Origin of the sequence: Polaribacter sp. AHE13PA (assembly GCF_019278505.1) — a bacterium.
GTDB lineage: Bacteria > Bacteroidota > Bacteroidia > Flavobacteriales > Flavobacteriaceae > Polaribacter.
The window spans coordinates 2,794,241-2,812,596 of sequence record NZ_CP058985.1; the positions used below are offsets into that span (position 1 = coordinate 2,794,241).

The window sequence follows — 18,356 nt, forward strand, 5'->3', positions numbered from 1 at the left end:
AATTGGACCCAGATCCCGAAATATTACTTTCATTATTTGCCTCAATAGATTTTGCAACTACGTTTAATTCAGTTTTTCTAATTGTATTACTTGTTAGCTCTGCTTTAGTTTCTGGAGCAGAAGTTGCTTTTTTCTCACTTTCACAAACAGATTTAAACGAACTTTCTAACAACGGTAAAGATCAAAACATAGTAGTTAGTTTATTAGAAAAACCTCGAAAACTATTAGCCACAATTTTAATAACCAACAATTTTATAAATATCTTAATTGTATTATTATTTGCATCATTGGCAGAAACCTTATTTGGTGGTTTCGACTTTAAACTAGAACTATTTTCATTTTTAATTCCTACTCGTTTTTTATTAGAAATTGTTCTTGTAACTTTTTTAATTCTATTATTTGGCGAAGTTTTACCTAAGGTTTACGCTTCTAGAAATGCACTTAGCTTTTCTAAAACAATGTCTAAGTTTATACACACCATAAATATTCTACTAACCCCCTTTAGCTTACCTTTAATTACACTAACAAAGTGGATAGAAAAAAAATTAGGTAGTAAAAATTCTAATTTTTCTGTAGAAACACTATCACAAGCACTAGAGTTAACTTCTGAAGGCGCAACCACAAAAGATGAACAAAAAATTCTTGAAGGAATTGTAAACTTCGGAAATACAGAAACCGTACAAATTATGGTACCTCGTATAGATATTTTTGCACTTTCAGATACCGAATCCTACGAAGTAGTTTTAGAAAAAATACTAAAAAACGGCTACTCTAGAAACCCAGTTTATAAAGACAACATAGACAATATTGTTGGGGTTTTATACGCTAAAGACTTATTAGCTCATTTAAATAAAACAACTTTTAAATGGCAAGAATTACTGAGAGAAACTTTTTTTGTACCAGAAAACAAAAAGTTAGATGATTTATTAGCTGATTTTAGAGAAAAGAAAAATCACTTAGCAATTGTTGTTGATGAATATGGAGGAACAAGCGGCTTACTGACTTTAGAAGACGTAATAGAAGAGATTGTTGGCGATATAAATGATGAATTTGATGATGAAGATTTACATTATTCTAAAATAGACGCTAACAATTATATTTTTGAAGGTAAAACAAGCATTAAAGATTTCTGTAAGGTTTTAGATGACGAGGATGAAGATATATTTGAAGAAGAAAAAGGCGAAAGTGAAACCTTAGCTGGTTTTATTTTAGAGGTTTCTGGTAAGTTTCCTAAAAAAGGAGAGAAAATAAACTTTAAGAACTATACGTTTACCATAGAAGCGTTAGATAAAAAACGCATTAAACAAGTTAAAGCTACACGAAATGCGTAATATTTTTCTATTAATTTTCACAATCCTATTTCTATCTTGTAAAGAGGATGTATTGCCCAAACCAAAAGGATATTTAAGTTTAACATATCCTACAAAAGCATACAAAAAACTAGACCTAGCAAGACCTTATTCTTTTGATATTTTAGAAAACACAAAAATTTATGACGATCCTAACAATTGGCTCACCATAAAATACCCTAACCTAAAAGCTTCTATAGACATTACCTACAGACCGGTAGAAAACAACATTAAAGAACTACTAACAGATGCAGAAAAACTGGTTTTTAAACACACCATAAAAGCAGAACAAATTATTCCAAAGGATTTTGTAAATCCTAAAAAAAGAGTTTTTGGCAGCATGTATGAAATAACAGGTAATGCGGCCTCTCAAATTCAATTTCACATAACAGATAGCACCAAAAATTTTATAAAAGGATCCTTGTATTTTTACGCAAAACCAAATTACGACTCCATTTTACCCGCAGTAGATTATGTTAAAAAAGACATTTTACGCTTAGTAGAGACACTAGAATGGAAACAATAAACAAGGCTTAAAACTTCCTACCAAATCCCATAGTTTCTTTAATAGAAAACACTCATGTAAAAAATTTATCCTTTTTACTTTTAGCAACGCTTTCTATAAGTGCCTCTGCTATTTTAGGAAAATACATTGCTTTACCACCAGAAGTAATTATTTTATGTAGAGCTAGTTTTGCCGCCGTTCTAATCTATATTTTTTGTAAAATCAAGAAAATAGATTTAAAAATAAAATCGAAAAAAGATTATTCTTCTTTTGCTGTAAATGGTTTTTTCTTAGGCGCACATTGGGTTACCTATTTTTATGCTTTAAAACGATCTAACGTTGCTTTAGGAATGTTATCTCTATATACTTTTCCTGTAATGGCTGCTCTTTTAGAACCCTTTTTCTCTAAATAAAATTCATGTTTTATTAGGTATCCTTGCATTAATTAGAGTATATATTTTAGTGCCAGATTTTTCTTTAGAAAATGATAAATCTAAAGGAGTTTTACTAGGTATTCTTTCTGCTTTCTGTTATGCTTTAAGAAACTTAACCACCAAAAAGCACGTAACCAACTATAATGGGAGTACAATTATGTTGTACCAATTAATTATTGTGACTCTTTTATTAATTCTCATTTTATTTTTTAGTGATTTTTCTAACTTTGAAAGTCAATTACCTTTACTATTATTAATTGCCTTGTTATCAACAACCATTGGCCACACTATGATGATTCACTTTTTAAAACACTTCTCTGTTGCTACTGCTAGTATAATTAGCAGTGTTCAACCTATTTTTGGGATTATTATTGCCTATATTTTTGTAAATGAAATACCTAGTGTAAATACGATTATTGGTGGAAGCCTAATATTATTAACAGTGATTGTTGAAAGTGTAAGAAGTAGAAAGTAAAATTACAAACTACTATTCTCCACATCTAATTTTGCTAACGCCTTGTATTTATTCCCCTAAAAAAATGAAATAAAACTATTTTTACAAGATAATAGTGCCTGTAACACAACAAAAACCGAAACACGTTATATAGAATCATTAAAAATAACATCTCTTTTTTTAATTATTACCATTATCAATACCTAAGAATTAACACATTTACATCAAAAGTAGCCTTAAAAAAATAATTCATCAAATTCGTTAAGTTTATTTAGACTGATTACAAATAGCTTTATATTTGTCGAAAAATAAAACGAATGCCATCTTTTTTTAAAACACTTTTACTGCTACTTATATCATATACCGCTTTTGGTCAAGAAGGAGAATTTTACGGAAAAGTAACAGTTGATAACAATGAACCGGGTATAGATGTTTTTGTAGTTATAAAAGGAGATCACTTTTACAAAGAGACTGTTACAGATTTTAAAGGAGAATTCTATATAAAATCTATTCCTTATGGAACCCATAAAATTCAATTTCATTCTTTAAACTCAAAGTCTAAAACAATTACCACTCAACTCAATTCTAATAAGAAGGAAGTAAATGTTTTATTAGAAAGTATAAAGAATCAGTTAGATGAAGTACGTATAACAACAAAAACAGAAGAAACTAAAAAAGAAACCCAAGGTTTTGCAGTAAATGTTATAAAAACTGAAGAAGCCGGTCTTAGAAACGTTCAAACAAACGATTTATTAAACACTACTGTTGGCGTAAAAACTCGTCAGAATGGTGGTTTAGGATCAGAAGTTAGTTATAGTTTAAATGGATTATCGGGTAATGCTGTACGAATTTTTATTGACGGAATTCCTAGTTCTATGTACGGATCTTCTTACAATCTAAACAGTATCCCGCCTTCCATGATTAAAAATATTGAAGTGTATAAAGGAGTGGTTCCTGGACATTTGACAGATGATGCTTTAGGAGGCGCCATTAACATCGTACTTCGTAATGACACCAAAACAAATTTAAACGCATCTGTTTCATACGGATCATTCAATACCCTACAAGCTAACGTTAATGGCTTATATCGCTTTGAAGAAACTGGGTTTACTGTAAAATCTTCTATATTTCATAATTATTCTGATAATGACTACGAAGTATCTGGAAGAAGTGTTGTAGATACAGGCTTAGGAGGTGTACAAACTCCAATTACTGCAAAAAGATTTAATGATGCCTATAGATCTACAGGCGGAATGTTTCAAGCTGGTTTTACAGATGTAAAATGGGCAGACCAGTTTTTGGTTGGTTTTAATGCTTCTAAAGACTACAAAGAGGTGCAACATGGGGCTTTTATGACTATCACACCTTATAAAGATCGTTTTTTAGAATCGGATGCTTTGTTGGCAAACATAATTTATCAGAAGAAAAATCTTTTCACCAAAGGGCTAGATGTAAAAATAAACGGATTGTACGGAAAAAGAAACCGCGCTATTAACGATACCGTTGCTTGGGCTTATAGTTGGACTGGAGATAGAGCCATCGACTTTAGAGGTAACGAATACAAATATACTTGGGGATCCCAACAAGAAGGAGGACCAACATTGGCCAAAATTAAAAGAAAAGTAGCCTCTATTAGAACTGGTCTGTCTTATGATTTTAATGATCACCATAAAGTTTTAGTAAACCATGTTTACAGCGGAGTTGACAGAGAAGACAGCGATGTTTTAGTTTCTGTATTAGAAAACACCTTTAAAGGCACAAGAAATATTGACAAAAACATCTATTCTTTAACCTATGAATTTAAAGCTTTTGATAATAGACTAAGAACAAGCATATTCGGAAAACATTATCAACAAAAAACGACCAGTATAGATCCTGAAATCCAAACAGATAGAAACGGAAATAAAAGTATCGTTGATGAAATTATAAGCAGTAATAACAAAAAAGACGGATACGGTTTTGCAGCTTCATATGCTATTTCTCCAAAAGTTACATTATTAACTTCTGCGGAAAAAGCTGTTCGTTTACCAGATGAAACTGAAGTTTTTGGTAATGATGGTGATAATGTTGTAGCAAACTCAACTATTAAACCCGAACAAAGTAACAACTATAACTTAGGTTTTAGATTTGGTACATTTAACATAAAAGATCATGATTTCTCTATCTCTACAAATGTATTTACAAGAAACATTAAAGACAGAATTGGTTTACCAATAGAAACATCTTTTAATGTTGATGACGAATTAATTATATACGTAAACCAAGGAACTGCAACCTCTAAAGGGATAGACGCACAATTAAATTACACCTATGATAGAAATTTTGGAGTAAATTTTAATGTCTCTCGTTTCGATTTACAAATTATAGATAACAATATAGAAATAGATGTACCAAACACACCTTTTTTTACCATGAATGGTAGTTTACGCTACTCTTTTAAAGATTTGATACAGAAAAAATCTAGACTAAACCTATTTTACTCGATGTATTTTACAGATGAGTTTTCATACCTAGTTCCTCAAGGTTCTAATACAGTTGGTAATGATTTTTTTGAAGTACCAAAACAATTTTCTCAAGATTTTGGTCTGAGTTATTCTTTTCCAAACAAAAAACTTGTTGCTAGTTTCGATATTAAAAACATATTTGACAAACCTGTATTCGATAATTTATCTGTACAAAAACCAGGTAGAGCTTTTTACATAAAATTAAATTACACAATCAATAAATTTAACTAAATAAAATAAAAATGAAAAGATTTTTTTTAAACCACAAAGCATTAGCCCTTGTATTATCATTAGGCCTATTTACGGCATGTAGCGAAGATGCTAGCGATGACCCAATTGATACCCCAGAACCAGATGCTACTAGATGGATAACAATTGCTGGAGCTAAAATGGGAGACAATCCTGGAGACGGAAATGGCGGAACGCTAATTTACAGTGTATCTAGTGAAGATGCAAAAGACCCAACAGTGTCTATAGACCCTTTCGAAAATGGTTTTATTGCACCTTCAAACAGAACTGCTAGATTACAAGCTTCGGAAGACGGAGGTACAATTTTTAATATAAGCTACGCAGGAGATACAGGTGGTAACTACACTAAATATACTGTAGAAGGTGGTCAAAATTTTACACCAACAGGTACAGAAGTAAGTATTGCTCCTTATGTAGGAACTGCTCCAAGATGGATAAAATTATTTGATGGTGACAAAACAGGATCTGCAGTATACGTATCTACAGAACACCAAGTTGATGATAACGGAACACCAGATGATGTAACAGACGATGTTTATACAAATACAGAAGCTACCATAGGTGTAGTAACTTTAGATTTAGAAAACTCTTTAATAAAAGGGTTTGAAGAGCATGTTGTGCCTTTAAGCGCAGAAGAAGAAGCTGCTGGTTATTATTTCTCTAGAATTGATATGCCTACTTTAAACGCAGCTGGAGATAAATTATATATCGGTGGTCGTTTAAGTAAAGTAGACCCAAGTACCGTAGAAAGTGATAGCGACTATGAAATTTTAGGTTCTAAAACCATCGTTTTAGATTACCCATCATTAGACAACCCAACAGTAATCACTTCTACTGTAGGACACGGAAACACAAACGGATACAGAAGTATTAATGCTTTTGAATATAACGGAAGTGTTTACCAAGCAAACCAAAGTGATCCAGAAGGTTCTCATATTTTAAAAATTGGAGCTAATAATGAATATGACAATTCTTACGACTTTAATTTAGACGATGCTTTAGGCGTAACAGGAGCTTATGTTCTTGCTTGGAGACCTGCAGCAAACGGAAAAGCAGTATTAGCTTACCGTCATGAAGGTTCTGCCGATGGTTTAGCAGGAGCTCAAGGATTTTTTGCTTTGATTGATTTAAATGCTAAAACAGCTGTAAAAATTGAAGATATTCCTTATGATCCAGATTTTTACTTATTTCAATACCAAGGTTTTGCGGTTGATGGAAATGAAATCTATTTAACGCAAGCGCCTGTTGGACAAAACGGTAACATTTATGTTGTAGATACTGAAAGTGGTGCTGTAACTAAAGGTGCTGAGTTAGTAAACACAACAGGAAGTCACTTTATTGGGGCTTGGTAATCTAAAAATAATGCCAAATAAAAAGGACGTAAATTAATTTTTACGTCCTTTTTTTTATTTTAAAATAGATAATAATTAGACTTCTATTACAAAGTGCCAGCAAACAAGTTTAGCCCTGATTGAACGGTTTGTCTGAGCTCTTTTTTATTGTCCGTTCGAGTGAATTTTGAAGAATGAAAAATTTGTATCGAGAAAGAGCAATAAAAAAAGCGAGTAGTGAAAGCAGGAAACAGCCTCTAAAACAACTCTTTATTACTTATATCTAAATAATTACGCTTTACAAAAGATAAAATAGTGTCTAAAATTTCGCCCATATTAGTACATTCTTTAAACTTTACATCTCCCACATATTTCATTAATTGATTTTTTAATAACGCTACGTTTTTAGGATAAGAAATAGTATCATTTTTCATACAGTTAATAAGAAATTCTGTTCTTCTTGGTGCAGTAATCATCCGTTTTGCCATAAAGGAGCGTTCTTCTATTTTGTATTGTTCAATAGAGCTATTTTGTAATTTTTTACTCACCATTTCCACCATTTTAAAGTTCTCCTTCATAAATTGTAGGTTGTAAACTTTTAAATTCCCTTCAAAAGATTGTTGATCGAAATCTATGGCTCTAATTTTATAAATGATGCTAAAAAAATCGTGTGTTGGCGTAACCACATAATTGTAAGAGCGCATATCCCCTAACAAACGAACCAAACAACGTTCTTTAAACTTTACAAACTCTTTGGCTATTTGCGACTTTTCTGATTCTGTACATTTTGGCAAGAAGTTCTTGATAAAATCATCTCCCGGAATCCCTACAATATGTTCTTCTATTAGTGTGTCTTTATACACCAAAAAATTGATGTTGTGAGGAGATAATATATGCTCCAACTCTAAACCATAGACACGAGAAGCATCTGCTTTTTTTACATAGAAATACGTAAAATTATCATTTAAAATATTTCTTACTTTTATTCTAAACGGTTTAGAATTACCAAACGTACAGTAATCTATAGCATCAACATTTAAAAATGACAAGGTTGCATCACTTCCATCAGAAAGCAACATCATGTATATTTTTTTTAAGCTATTGTCTATCTCTATTCGGTCCCATTCAGAATAATAAGTACGTATCCAAAGTGTGTCTTCATCATTATTATCATACACAGTTACAGAGCCTTGAAAACGCAATAAATCATCATAAAAAATTGGAATTTTTACATTCCTTTTGTATTTTTTTAAGTAATCGCTCAACATATCATTAATAGGAAATGTTGGTTTCTTTTTAGACATTAACTTTCTTTCTACCTTCATAGTTTCAAAAATAGGAATTATTAAGCAAGTTCAAACATCTTTCCTGGTAAAGGTTTGGTAACACCTTTTAATTCTAACTGCAATAATATAGATGATAATTGATAAATTGGAATATTACATTCTAATGATATAACATCTAATAACTGTTGCCCTTTATCATGTAATAAATCATGAATTTTTTGCTCGTTCTCGTTTAATTCTACAAATAGTTGTTTTTGAATTGGTTTCGTTTTTTCTTGAACATCCCAATTCAACATTTTCACAATATCGGAAGCAGAACTCAATAAATGCGCCCTATTATTTTTTATTAAATTATTACATCCTTTACTATAAATATCTGTGGTTCTACCAGGAACCGCAAATACATCTTTGTTATAAGAATTTGCTATATCAGCTGTTACTAAAGAACCTCCTTTTGAGGCAGATTCTATAATAATGGTCGCTTTAGAAATACCCGCTACAATTCGGTTTCTTTTTAAGAAATTTTCTCTTAAAGGAGATTCTTCACTCCAAAATTCCGTTAAAAAACCTCCATTTTCATTTACTTGATTTATATATTTCTTATGTACCTTCGGATAAATTTGCTCGAAACCATGTGCTAAAACAGCAATGGTTTGCAACTTGTGTTCTATAGCTGCTTTATGTGCACAAATATCTACACCGTATGCAAAACCACTTACAATAATGGGATTATAAACGGCTATTTCTTTAATTAATTGATTACAAAAGTCACGACCATAAGAACTAATATTTCTGGTACCAACAATAGAAATAATTCTTTGATTAGAAAAATCGATATTGCCATCTTTAAACAATAAAATAGGGCTATCAATACAATGTTGAAGGTTTTTAGGATAATCATCATCTAAAAAATAAAAATGTTCAATATTATTATCTTGAATGTATTTTAATTCTTGTTGAGCTAATTCAATATTTTTTGCATCAAACAGATGTTTTAAAGCATGACTACCAATTCCGTTAATTTTTGAGAGTATCGCTGTCTTTTCTTTAAAGACCTGCTCTACATCTCCCACATTTACAATAAGTTTTTTGGCTAAAATATCGCCAATAGCTTTACACTTTTGTAATCTTAAGACCGCTAATAATTTTTCTTCTTTCAATTTGGTAACAATTTGAATACCAATATATAAAATATTTGTTGATAAAATTGTTAAGAAATTGTTTTTCAAAACGCCTTAATTTCTATATTTGTTCTAATGAAATTAGCAACTTACATAAACGATTTACTGTACAGATACGACTGCGTAATTGTACCTGACTTTGGAGGATTTGTAACCAATAAAATTGGTGCAAAAGCCAATAATTTTACACATACTTTTACACCACCTACTAAACAGGTTACTTTTAATAGTTTGTTAAAACACAATGATGGTTTATTAGCTAATTATATTGCTTCTGCAGAAAATATTTCTTTCGAAAAAGCTTCTACTGCTATTTCATTATCAGTTATTAAGTGGCAAAATGAATTACAGTCTAACACTGTACAAATTGATAGTTTAGGTGTTTTGTCTTTAAATGAAGAAAAACAAATTATTTTTGAACCTAATGCCGCTGTTAATTATTTAACAGAATCTTTTGGTTTAGACTCCGTAACATCTTCTGCTATTTCTAGATTTAAAGAACAAGTAAAACCTTTGAATCCTCTTCCTGTAAAAGAAGAGCGTAAAGGAGGAATACCTGCATTTATAAAATATGCTGCAACTGCTGCTATTTTACTAACTCTAAGTTATGCTGGCTATAATGGTTATGAAAATAATCTACAAAAAGAAAACTTAGCGAATCAAGAAAAAGCAATTCAGAAAAAAATACAAGCTGCTACTTTTGTTATTTCTAATCCTTTACCAACTATTAACTTAAATGTTGTTAAAGAAGTAGCGAAACCTTTTCATATTGTTGCCGGCGCTTTTCAATTTGCAGAAAATGCAGAAAAAAGAGTAGAAGAATTAAAAGCAAAAGGATTTGATGCTAAGATAATTGGCGTTAACAAATGGGGACTTACTCAAGTTACTTTTAACAGTTACGCTAGCCGAAATGAAGCTACTAACAACCTTTATAGAATTCAGAAAACAGTATCTAAAGATGCTTGGTTACTTGTTGAAAAGTTAGATTAATTCTACTTTTCTTTAACAATTTTAAACCTCATTTTTTAATAAGCGATTGCTATCTTTGCAAAAAAACATTTTTTGATGGAAGTAAAAACGCCGAAAGAATCTTTAACAATACTTACCGACTTAGTTTTACCTGGGGAAACCAATTATTTAGACAACCTTTTTGGTGGTGAATTACTTGCTAGAATGGATAGAGCTTGTAGCATTGCTGCTAGAAGACACTCTAGAAGAATTGTAGTTACAGCCTCTGTAAACCATGTTGCTTTTAGTAAAGCAATACCTGTTGGTAGTGTAGTTACAATAGAAGCTAAGGTATCTAGAGCGTTTAACTCTTCTATGGAAACCTATGTAGATGTTTGGACAGAAGACAGACAATCTGGATCTAGAACTAAAGTAAACGAAGGTATTTACACGTTTGTTGCCGTAGATGAAACAGGAAAACCTGTTGCTATTCCTCAAATTAGACCAGAAACAGATTTAGAACTAACACGCTTTGAAGGAGCTTTAAGACGTAAAGAGTTAAGTTTAGTTTTAGCAGGAAAACTAAAGCCTGGAGATGCGACTGCCTTAAAAGCAGTATTTAGTTAAATACTATAATTATGGAATTTTACAATTATAAAATCATATCATCAATAGCAATTATAGTTGTTGCTTTTTTAATTCGCTTTGTAATTACCAATTCTTTAAGGAAAATTCAAGTAAAATTTGGGTTTCAAAAAGCTAGAATTATTTTAACAAATAAAATAATTTCAGTGCTTATTTACATTACTATAATTGTATTTGTATCTTTTGTTTGGGGAGTAGACGAGAAACAATTATTAGTTTACGTTTCTTCCTTTTTAACCATTTTAGGTATTGCTTTTTTTGCACAATGGTCTATTCTTTCTAATATTACTGCTGGCTTAATTTTATTTATAAATTATCCTGTAAAAATTGGAGACACCATTACTATTCTAGAAAAAGATAATAATATTACAGGTGAAATTAGAGATATTGGTGCATTTTTTATCACTTTAAGAACATTAGAAAAAGAATTAATAACCATTCCTAATGCAGTTATTCTTCAGAAAAACATTAAGTACTCTCCTCAACCAGAATAGTCATCATTTAACCTTTCCAGTAAAGGTTCTTATTAAGATTAAATAGTTAAAGGTTATCACAAAAAAAGAAGCGCAAATCTAAATTTGCGCTTCTTTCTTTTTTACTAATAGCAATAAGATAAAATTAAGCCATTTGGCCTTTATGTTTACCTTCATATACTTCTTCTACTAACTTAGCATTAAATGCAGGTAAATCATCAGGATTCCTACTAGTAACTAATCCTTTATCTACAACTACTTCTTCATCAACCCAATTTGCTCCAGCATTTATAAGATCTGTTTTAATTGAGCTATATGAAGTTATATTTCTTCCTTTTAAGACGTCTGCTTCCGCCAATAACCAAGGTCCATGGCAAATAGCTCCAACAGGTTTATGATGCTCAAAAAAGGATTTCACAAAATGAACTGCATCTTCATTATTTCGTAATAAGTCTGGGTTTATAACTCCACCAGGCAACATCAATGCATTGTAGTTTTCTTGAGACACCTCTTTTAAAGTTTTATCTACTTTATACGTTTCTCCCCAATTACCTTCATTCCAAGATTTTATTTCTCCAGATTCTAAAGACACAATGTGCACCTCTGCACCTGCTTCCTCTAAAGCTTTCTTTGGTTCTCTTAATTCACTTTCTTCAAATCCATTAGTTGCTAATATTGCAACGGTCTTTCTGTTTAAGTTTTCCATTTTAATAAAATTTTAATTAATATAAAAAATTTGTAAATTCTTGTACAAACTTAATTATATACCAGCATTCTTATGTGTGGTATCAAATTCTATTTTAACGCAAATACTATCTTAAGTAATTATCTTCTTAGAATCCAAGAAGAAGGATTTAAACGTGTTGTATTTTTAAACAATACAAAAACTAATTTTGTTTTTTTAGAAACCTTATCCGTAAAAACCTGACCAATTGCTTGTCCTGTTATTACAACGTCTCCTTTTTTAACAGTTACTTTTTCTAAGTTGTTGTATGATGAAATATAATTACCATGTTGTATTAAAACATTTTTTCTTCCTTCTGCACTCACCAAAATATTTAAAACTCTACCATTAAAAATAGATTGCGCTTTTATACCTTGTTTAGTTACAATATGTAAACCGGTACCATTAACAGTAATTCCAGGAAATGAGGGATGCGGCTGTGTACCAAACCTTCTAACCACAATACCTTCGCTTACAGGCCAAGGTAATTTACCTTTATTTAATTCAAATTTTGCTGCTAAAGCCTTTGCTTCCGGACTTAAAATAAACTCATTTTTCTTAACAACAGTTGGTTTACTATTACTAGGTTTATCCTTTAGTTTCGCTCTTGCAATTCTATTTGCTCGCTCAATTTCTTCACGGATTTTTCTATCAATTTGTACAGTAACTCTTTTCTCTTCTTTAACCTTACTTTGAAGCTCTTTTTTATAACTACTTTCTTTCTTCTTAATAGCAGCTAATAATTTCTCTTGATTCCTTTTATCTTCTTCAATTTCCTTTTTTTGTTCATTTTCAGATGCAATTAACTTATCTTTTAAGGATTTTTGAACCAATAAAGAGTCATTTACAGATTGTACTTCATTTGCATGAATAACAATTTCTTCTCCTTGCTTTTTTCTATAAGCAGTATATTGTTTCATATACTCAAACCTTTTATAAGCTTGATGAAAGTTTTGTGAAGAAAGTAAAAACATCATTCTACTTTGTTGAGATTTACTTTTGTACGATTTTAAAATAATATCTGCATAGTCTGCTTTTAAATCTGCTAACTTCTTTTTTAATTTTTTTAACTCAGTTTCATTAGCACGAATCTCTTTTGATAATATTCTTGCTTCTGCGTTAATTATAGCAATCAATTTAGCCCTAACACTTATTTTTCTATTTAAATCGTTTAGGTCTTCTAACGCATTATCTACTTTTTTCTTTTCTTTAAAAAGCAACGAGTTTACTTGCTTAATTTCATAATTAAGTTTCTTTCGCTGTTCTTCTAGCTGTTTTCTTGTTTGTTCAAAAACAGAAAAAACACTTAGAAAAAAAATTAAAACGGGTATGTAAAAATTTCTACTTTTCACTATAATTTTATTTGCTTATAACTTCTAGGGATTGAAAAAGAAGTATCTATATCTGTATTAAATTCTACAGATCTTACTGTAAAATCTATATCTGTAAATTTACCAGGTTGCTTGGTTTTAATATTAATTTCTGATGGAAAAATTGCATCATCAACCACGTTATAAGATGGGTAAAAGACATCTAAACGTTGATTTTTTACTGAATTAACAATAGATTGTTTGTCTAATTTAAAATGCGAAGGATTTACTGAAAAGAAGATATCGAATAAGCTTGCCTGAATTTCTGGTGATAAAACATACGAGTTATCTACTATACTTACATTTTGCTTTTGATCTTTAACATTGGTTAAAGACTGCCCTAAAAACAAATTCTGAAGTTGATTAAAATTAATATCTGTACCCAACAACTTTTTTAGCATTGTAAAATCTCCTTCAAAATATTCTCTTTCTAAAGACGAATAGTAACTTACAGAAGTTGGTGTAATCTTTGCTTTAAAAAGGGTAATAAACTTAGTTCCTTTCAGCCAAATCACCTTATCTTTTTCCATTTTTAAACTAACAGAAATACTTTGGTTAATCTTACCATTATTAATGTTTGCCTTCAGTTTTGCATCTACCGTTTTTTTATCAAAATTAGCAGCAACATGTTTTCTTGCAACTTTTTTAGCAGACATCTCTTCAGCAATAACATTTGCATCAATCATACTTTTTTTTGCTTTACAGGAAGTAAATACAATTGTAAATACTATAAAATATTTTAAAAATCTCATTCTTAATTTTTTATTTTTTTTGATTTCTCTATAAAGTTTTTTTCCTCTTTAAAATTACCTAAACCATTATAAGAAACTGCCATTTCTTTGTAAAAATCTGCTTCCATAGTATCTTCAATTACAAAATCGATACCATTCTGTAAACTTATTAACGCATTTTTAAACTTTTTCTGATAATTTAAAGCCTTTCCTTTCATTAAATATACAAAAGGCTGCGCAGGAAACAGCAAAATGCCTTCATCAGAATATTTTAAAAGCACTTCAGGATTTTCTTTAACCGCTACTAAAATTTGATATAAAACAGCATATGATTTATTCGCTTTAAATTGCTCTTCAAGAGAGCCACCATCTGTTATTTTTTCTTCAACCACCGAATTATTACTCCTTTTAGCTAAGCCTTCTTTCAATCTTTTAAAAGAGGTAGAAAGTCCGTTATTCAGCTCCATTGTATTCATTAAAGAAATCGCTTTATCTTCTTCTTTATTATTTAAATACAACTTTACCAGTAACTCTTGCTCGCTTAAATTAAGAGTTACCAATTTTTCCTGAACTTCAATTGCATCAGAAAAATTTTTATCTTTTATATGGATTTTAACAAGATGCTGTAACATCCAAATATTATTGGGCTCATTATTAAGCGCTCTTTTTATGTACTCTTTTGCTAATAATGTTTTATTAAGCAGTAAATAATTTTTAGAAAACTCAAAATAAACAGCCATATTACCAGTTAAAATCTGGTTACTATTTTCTAAATTTTCAATCGCTTTTTGATAATTACCAATTGATTTTTCGGACAAAGCCTTAAAAAAAAATTGCTGAAAGTCTAACTCTTTTTCTTCTGTTAAATCCTTAGCAATTGGTATGCTGTCTTGTGAGAAAGAGTTGAAAGAAAAGAGAACAAAGAAGAAAGAAAAAAGAGCATAGGTATAAAAACCTATAATATTCTTTTCTCTAAACTCTTTGTTCTTTCCTATAAATATCATTTATGTCAATTCTGTATAATCACCAATACTTACAGAAGTATATTTACCATTGTATTTTGCATGGTTACCAATCATTGCGTTGTCTAAATCGGCATTAGAAATCGCTACATTAGATTGAATTAGCGAGTTAACAATCGTAGAATTTTCTACCACACTATTTGCTCCAATAGAAACATAAGGTCCTATTTTTGCATTTTTAAGCACCACATTCTTACCAATAAAACATGGTTGAATAATTTCTGAGTTTTCTAAAACTACATCTTTAGCAACTAAATTATTACCAGCTTCATGTTCAAAACCTAAAACTTGTTTATTGGTATCTACTGTTGGATCTTTTTTACCACAATCCATCCAAGCATCTACCCTTCCAGGAATAAATTTTGCCCCTTGTTGCTTTAAAGACTCTAAAACATTTGTAAGTTGATACTCTCCATTTTCTTTTAAATCGTTGTCGATTAAATATTGAATTTCTTCTAATAATTTATCACCACTTTTAAAGTAATAAATTCCAATAATTGCTAAATCTGAAACAAAATCTTTTGGCTTTTCTATAAAATCTGTAATAATATCATCTTGTAATTTTACAACACCAAAAGCACTTGGGTTTGCTACTTTACTTACCCAAATTGCACCATCAGCATTTACATCTAAAGTAAAATCTGCTTTAAATAAAGTATCTGCATAGGCAACAACACAAGGTCCAGTTAAAGATTCTTTTGCCATATAAATTGCATGTGCAGTTCCTAAAGCTTCTTCTTGCACATACACAGATCCTTTTGCACCTAATTCTGCAGCAATTTTTAATAATTGAGCTTCTGTGTCTGTAGGAAATCCTTTTGCTGTTGTACCGATAACAAAGGCAATTTCATCAATTTTTTCATCAATAACAGAAGCAATATCTTCTACTAAACGTTGTACAATTGGTTTTCCTGCAATTACGGTTAAAGGCTTAGGAACTGTTAATGTATGAGGTCTTAAACGAGACCCAATTCCGGCCATTGGCACTATTATTTTCATATCTTTTTTTTATCAATAAATATGGACGCAATATAGCACTAATTAAAATATTCTAAAATTAGATTTTGATGAAATATAATTACCTAAATCTCTTTAATTAACATAAAAACCGTAAAATTTAACATAAATATAGCTTAGAATTTGCTCAAACAAATTAAATGACATCAAAAAACCTACTTAACGCTTGGGTTTTTGTTTCTTTGCAAAAAATAAATTTATTTCTGTGAATTATTTATCTGTTGAAAATATCTCTAAGTCTTACGGAGAACGCGTTTTATTTGAAGACATCTCTTTTGGAATTAGTAAAGACCAAAAAGTGGCTTTTGTTGCTAAAAATGGAAGTGGTAAAACATCCATCCTAAATATTATTGCTGGCTTAGATGTTCCAGATTCTGGCCAAGTAGTTAGCAGAAAAGGAATTACCATTGCTTATTTAGCTCAAAAAGACGATATCGATCCAAAGCTAACCATAGAAGAAACTATTTTTGCAACGGATAATAAAATTCTTTCTATTGTTAATCAATATGAAAAAGCGTTATTAAATTTAGATGATACCGATGCGTATCAAGCTGCTTTTGAGCAAATGGAACATTACAATGCTTGGGATTTTGAAACGCAATACAGACAAATTTTATCGAAATTAAAATTAGACGATTTAACTTTAAAAGTAGGTGCACTTTCTGGAGGACAAAGAAAACGACTATCTTTAGCTATTGTTTTAATTAATAAACCCGATTTATTAATTCTAGATGAGCCTACAAATCATTTAGATTTAGAAATGATTGAATGGCTAGAAGCTTTCTTTGCCAAAGAAAAAATTACCTTATTTATGGTTACGCACGACCGTTATTTCTTAGAGCGTGTTTGTAACGAAATCTTAGAGTTAGATGAAGGTAAAATATATAAATACAAAGGGAATTACTCTTACTATTTACAAAATAAAGAAGAACGCTTAGCACTAGAAGCTACCAATTTAGGAAAAGCTAAAAGTTTATTTAAAAAAGAATTAGAATGGATGCGAAAGCAACCAAAAGCAAGAACTACAAAATCTAAATCTAGAACGGATGACTTTTATCAAATTAAAGAAAAAGCACATCAGCGTAGAAAAGATCATCAAGTTCAATTAGAAATTAACATGGAACGTTTAGGAAGTAAAATTCTTGAACTTCATAAAGTTTCTAAGTCTTTTGGAGAGAAAAAGATTCTAGACAATTTCGAATATATTTTTAAACGTGGAGAACGTGTAGGAATTATTGGTAAAAACGGAACAGGAAAATCTTCTTTTTTAAATATTATTACAGAAACTGCCCCCGTAGATTCAGGTAAAGTTATTTTGGGTGAAACTGTAAAATATGGTTATTACACGCAAGCAGGAATTGAAATAAAAGAAGGACAAAAAGTAATTGAGGTTGTTAAAGAATTCGGTGAATTTATCCCTTTATCTAAAGGAAGAAAAATTTCTGCATCACAATTATTAGAACGTTTTTTGTTTGATAAAAAGAAACAATATGATTTTGTTGAAAAACTATCTGGAGGAGAGCAAAAACGTTTGTACTTATGTGCTGTTTTAATTCAGAATCCGAATTTCTTAATTTTAGATGAGCCAACAAACGATTTAGATGTTGTAACATTAAATGTATTAGAAAGTTTCTTATTAGACTTTCCAGGAAACCTCTTAGTGGTTTCTCACGACCGTTATTTTATGGATAAAATTGTAGATGCATTATTTGTTTTTAGAGGTGAAGGTGTTGTTGAAAATTTCCCAGGAAATTACTCAGATTTTAGAGCATATGATGATGGTTCTGCATTAACAGAAGCTACTGCAAAACCTATAGAAGCAAAAGAAGAGAAAAAGACTGAAAAAAAATCAAATAAAAACACCTTAACTTTTGATGAAAAAAGAGAGTTTGGTGCTTTGGAAGGAGATATTGAAAGACTTCAAAGAAGAAAAGCAACTATAGAAAAAGAGTTCTTAAATGTTGAAATTGCTGCTGACGATATTGCTAAAAAATCTGAAGAACTACAAGAAACAATCACAAATTTAGAACAAAAAGAAGAGCGCTGGTTAGAGCTTTCTATGAAATTAGAAGACTAAAAGTTGTTGTACAGAGGTTCGCTGAGTTTTTTTTAAAAAAAATAGTTTTGAAAAGT

The 18,356-nt window shown here is 30.4% G+C and carries 17 protein-coding genes; 10 read left to right on the top strand and 7 right to left on the bottom strand.

Features of this window, described 5'->3' with window-relative positions:
* The first annotated feature begins 2 nt into the window (after positions 1–2).
* From H0I28_RS12000 to H0I28_RS12020, 6 genes are all read left to right on the top strand, one after another.
* Positions 3–1,331 carry a gliding motility-associated protein GldE gene (locus H0I28_RS12000; RefSeq protein WP_218731721.1) on the top strand — a complete coding sequence of 443 codons (1,329 nt, stop codon included), beginning with the start codon at positions 3–5 and terminating at the stop codon, positions 1,329–1,331.
* The gene (gene gldD, locus H0I28_RS12005) at positions 1,324–1,875 is read left to right on the top strand and encodes a gliding motility lipoprotein GldD (RefSeq protein ID WP_218754597.1); all 552 of its coding nucleotides are present in this window, start codon (positions 1,324–1,326) and stop codon (positions 1,873–1,875) included. The genes H0I28_RS12000 and gldD overlap by 8 nt, the downstream gene beginning before the upstream one ends.
* Before the next feature lie 125 nt (positions 1,876–2,000).
* On the top strand, positions 2,001–2,267 hold the full coding sequence (locus H0I28_RS17600; protein WP_254712744.1) for an EamA family transporter: 267 nt from the start codon (positions 2,001–2,003) through the stop codon (positions 2,265–2,267).
* Between the two features lie 49 nt (positions 2,268–2,316).
* Complete coding sequence (locus tag H0I28_RS17605; RefSeq protein ID WP_254712770.1) at positions 2,317–2,763, top strand: DMT family transporter; 447 nt, start codon at positions 2,317–2,319, stop codon at positions 2,761–2,763.
* Positions 2,764–3,059: 296 nt separating this feature from the next.
* Positions 3,060–5,477: a TonB-dependent receptor gene (locus H0I28_RS12015; RefSeq protein WP_218759255.1), complete on the top strand. Its 2,418-nt coding sequence runs from the start codon at positions 3,060–3,062 to the stop codon at positions 5,475–5,477.
* An 11-nt stretch (positions 5,478–5,488) separates the two neighbouring features.
* On the top strand, positions 5,489–6,847 hold the full coding sequence (locus tag H0I28_RS12020) for a hypothetical protein (protein ID WP_218759256.1): 1,359 nt from the start codon (positions 5,489–5,491) through the stop codon (positions 6,845–6,847).
* A gap of 236 nt (positions 6,848–7,083) precedes the next feature.
* On the opposite strand, the gene H0I28_RS12025 is transcribed toward H0I28_RS12020, so the two are convergent.
* A complete protein-coding gene (locus tag H0I28_RS12025) occupies positions 7,084–8,151 on the bottom strand; it encodes a hypothetical protein (protein WP_218754600.1) in 1,068 nt (355 codons plus the stop codon).
* Positions 8,152–8,171: 20 nt separating this feature from the next.
* Positions 8,172–9,272 carry a DNA-processing protein DprA gene (gene dprA, locus H0I28_RS12030; protein WP_218733941.1) on the bottom strand — a complete coding sequence of 367 codons (1,101 nt, stop codon included), beginning with the start codon at positions 9,270–9,272 and terminating at the stop codon, positions 8,172–8,174.
* A gap of 96 nt (positions 9,273–9,368) precedes the next feature.
* Here dprA and H0I28_RS12035 point away from each other — a divergent pair, with 96 nt between their 5' ends.
* The 3 genes from H0I28_RS12035 (at position 9,369) to H0I28_RS12045 (ending at position 11,380) form a co-directional block, all read left to right on the top strand.
* Positions 9,369–10,283: an SPOR domain-containing protein gene (locus H0I28_RS12035; RefSeq protein WP_218759257.1), complete on the top strand. Its 915-nt coding sequence runs from the start codon at positions 9,369–9,371 to the stop codon at positions 10,281–10,283.
* Positions 10,284–10,358: 75 nt separating this feature from the next.
* Positions 10,359–10,868, top strand: coding sequence for an acyl-CoA thioesterase (locus H0I28_RS12040; protein WP_068447114.1), 510 nt, complete (start codon positions 10,359–10,361; stop codon positions 10,866–10,868).
* 11 nt (positions 10,869–10,879) lie between these two features.
* A complete protein-coding gene (locus H0I28_RS12045) occupies positions 10,880–11,380 on the top strand; it encodes a mechanosensitive ion channel domain-containing protein (protein ID WP_165731756.1) in 501 nt (166 codons plus the stop codon).
* A gap of 124 nt (positions 11,381–11,504) precedes the next feature.
* On the opposite strand, the gene H0I28_RS12050 is transcribed toward H0I28_RS12045, so the two are convergent.
* The 5 genes from H0I28_RS12050 to H0I28_RS12070 all read right to left on the bottom strand — a co-directional run bounded on the left by H0I28_RS12050 (position 11,505) and on the right by H0I28_RS12070 (position 16,205).
* Positions 11,505–12,065 (bottom strand): type 1 glutamine amidotransferase domain-containing protein, encoded by a 561-nt coding sequence (locus tag H0I28_RS12050; protein ID WP_218731727.1) that lies wholly within the window; start codon positions 12,063–12,065, stop codon positions 11,505–11,507.
* A 119-nt stretch (positions 12,066–12,184) separates the two neighbouring features.
* Entirely contained in the window at positions 12,185–13,435 is a 1,251-nt protein-coding gene (locus H0I28_RS12055) for a murein hydrolase activator EnvC (RefSeq protein WP_218759258.1), read from the bottom strand.
* On the bottom strand, positions 13,435–14,205 hold the full coding sequence (locus tag H0I28_RS12060) for a DUF4292 domain-containing protein (RefSeq protein ID WP_218759259.1): 771 nt from the start codon (positions 14,203–14,205) through the stop codon (positions 13,435–13,437). The genes H0I28_RS12055 and H0I28_RS12060 overlap by 1 nt, the downstream gene beginning before the upstream one ends.
* A 2-nt stretch (positions 14,206–14,207) precedes the next feature.
* A complete protein-coding gene (locus tag H0I28_RS12065; protein ID WP_218759260.1) occupies positions 14,208–15,188 on the bottom strand; it encodes a lipopolysaccharide assembly protein LapB in 981 nt (326 codons plus the stop codon).
* Positions 15,189–16,205, bottom strand: coding sequence for a sugar phosphate nucleotidyltransferase (locus tag H0I28_RS12070; protein WP_218759261.1), 1,017 nt, complete (start codon positions 16,203–16,205; stop codon positions 15,189–15,191). It lies immediately after the preceding gene.
* A 223-nt stretch (positions 16,206–16,428) separates the two neighbouring features.
* Here H0I28_RS12070 and H0I28_RS12075 point away from each other — a divergent pair, with 223 nt between their 5' ends.
* Positions 16,429–18,300: an ABC-F family ATP-binding cassette domain-containing protein gene (locus H0I28_RS12075; RefSeq protein ID WP_218731732.1), complete on the top strand. Its 1,872-nt coding sequence runs from the start codon at positions 16,429–16,431 to the stop codon at positions 18,298–18,300.
* Positions 18,301–18,356 lie beyond the last annotated feature (56 nt).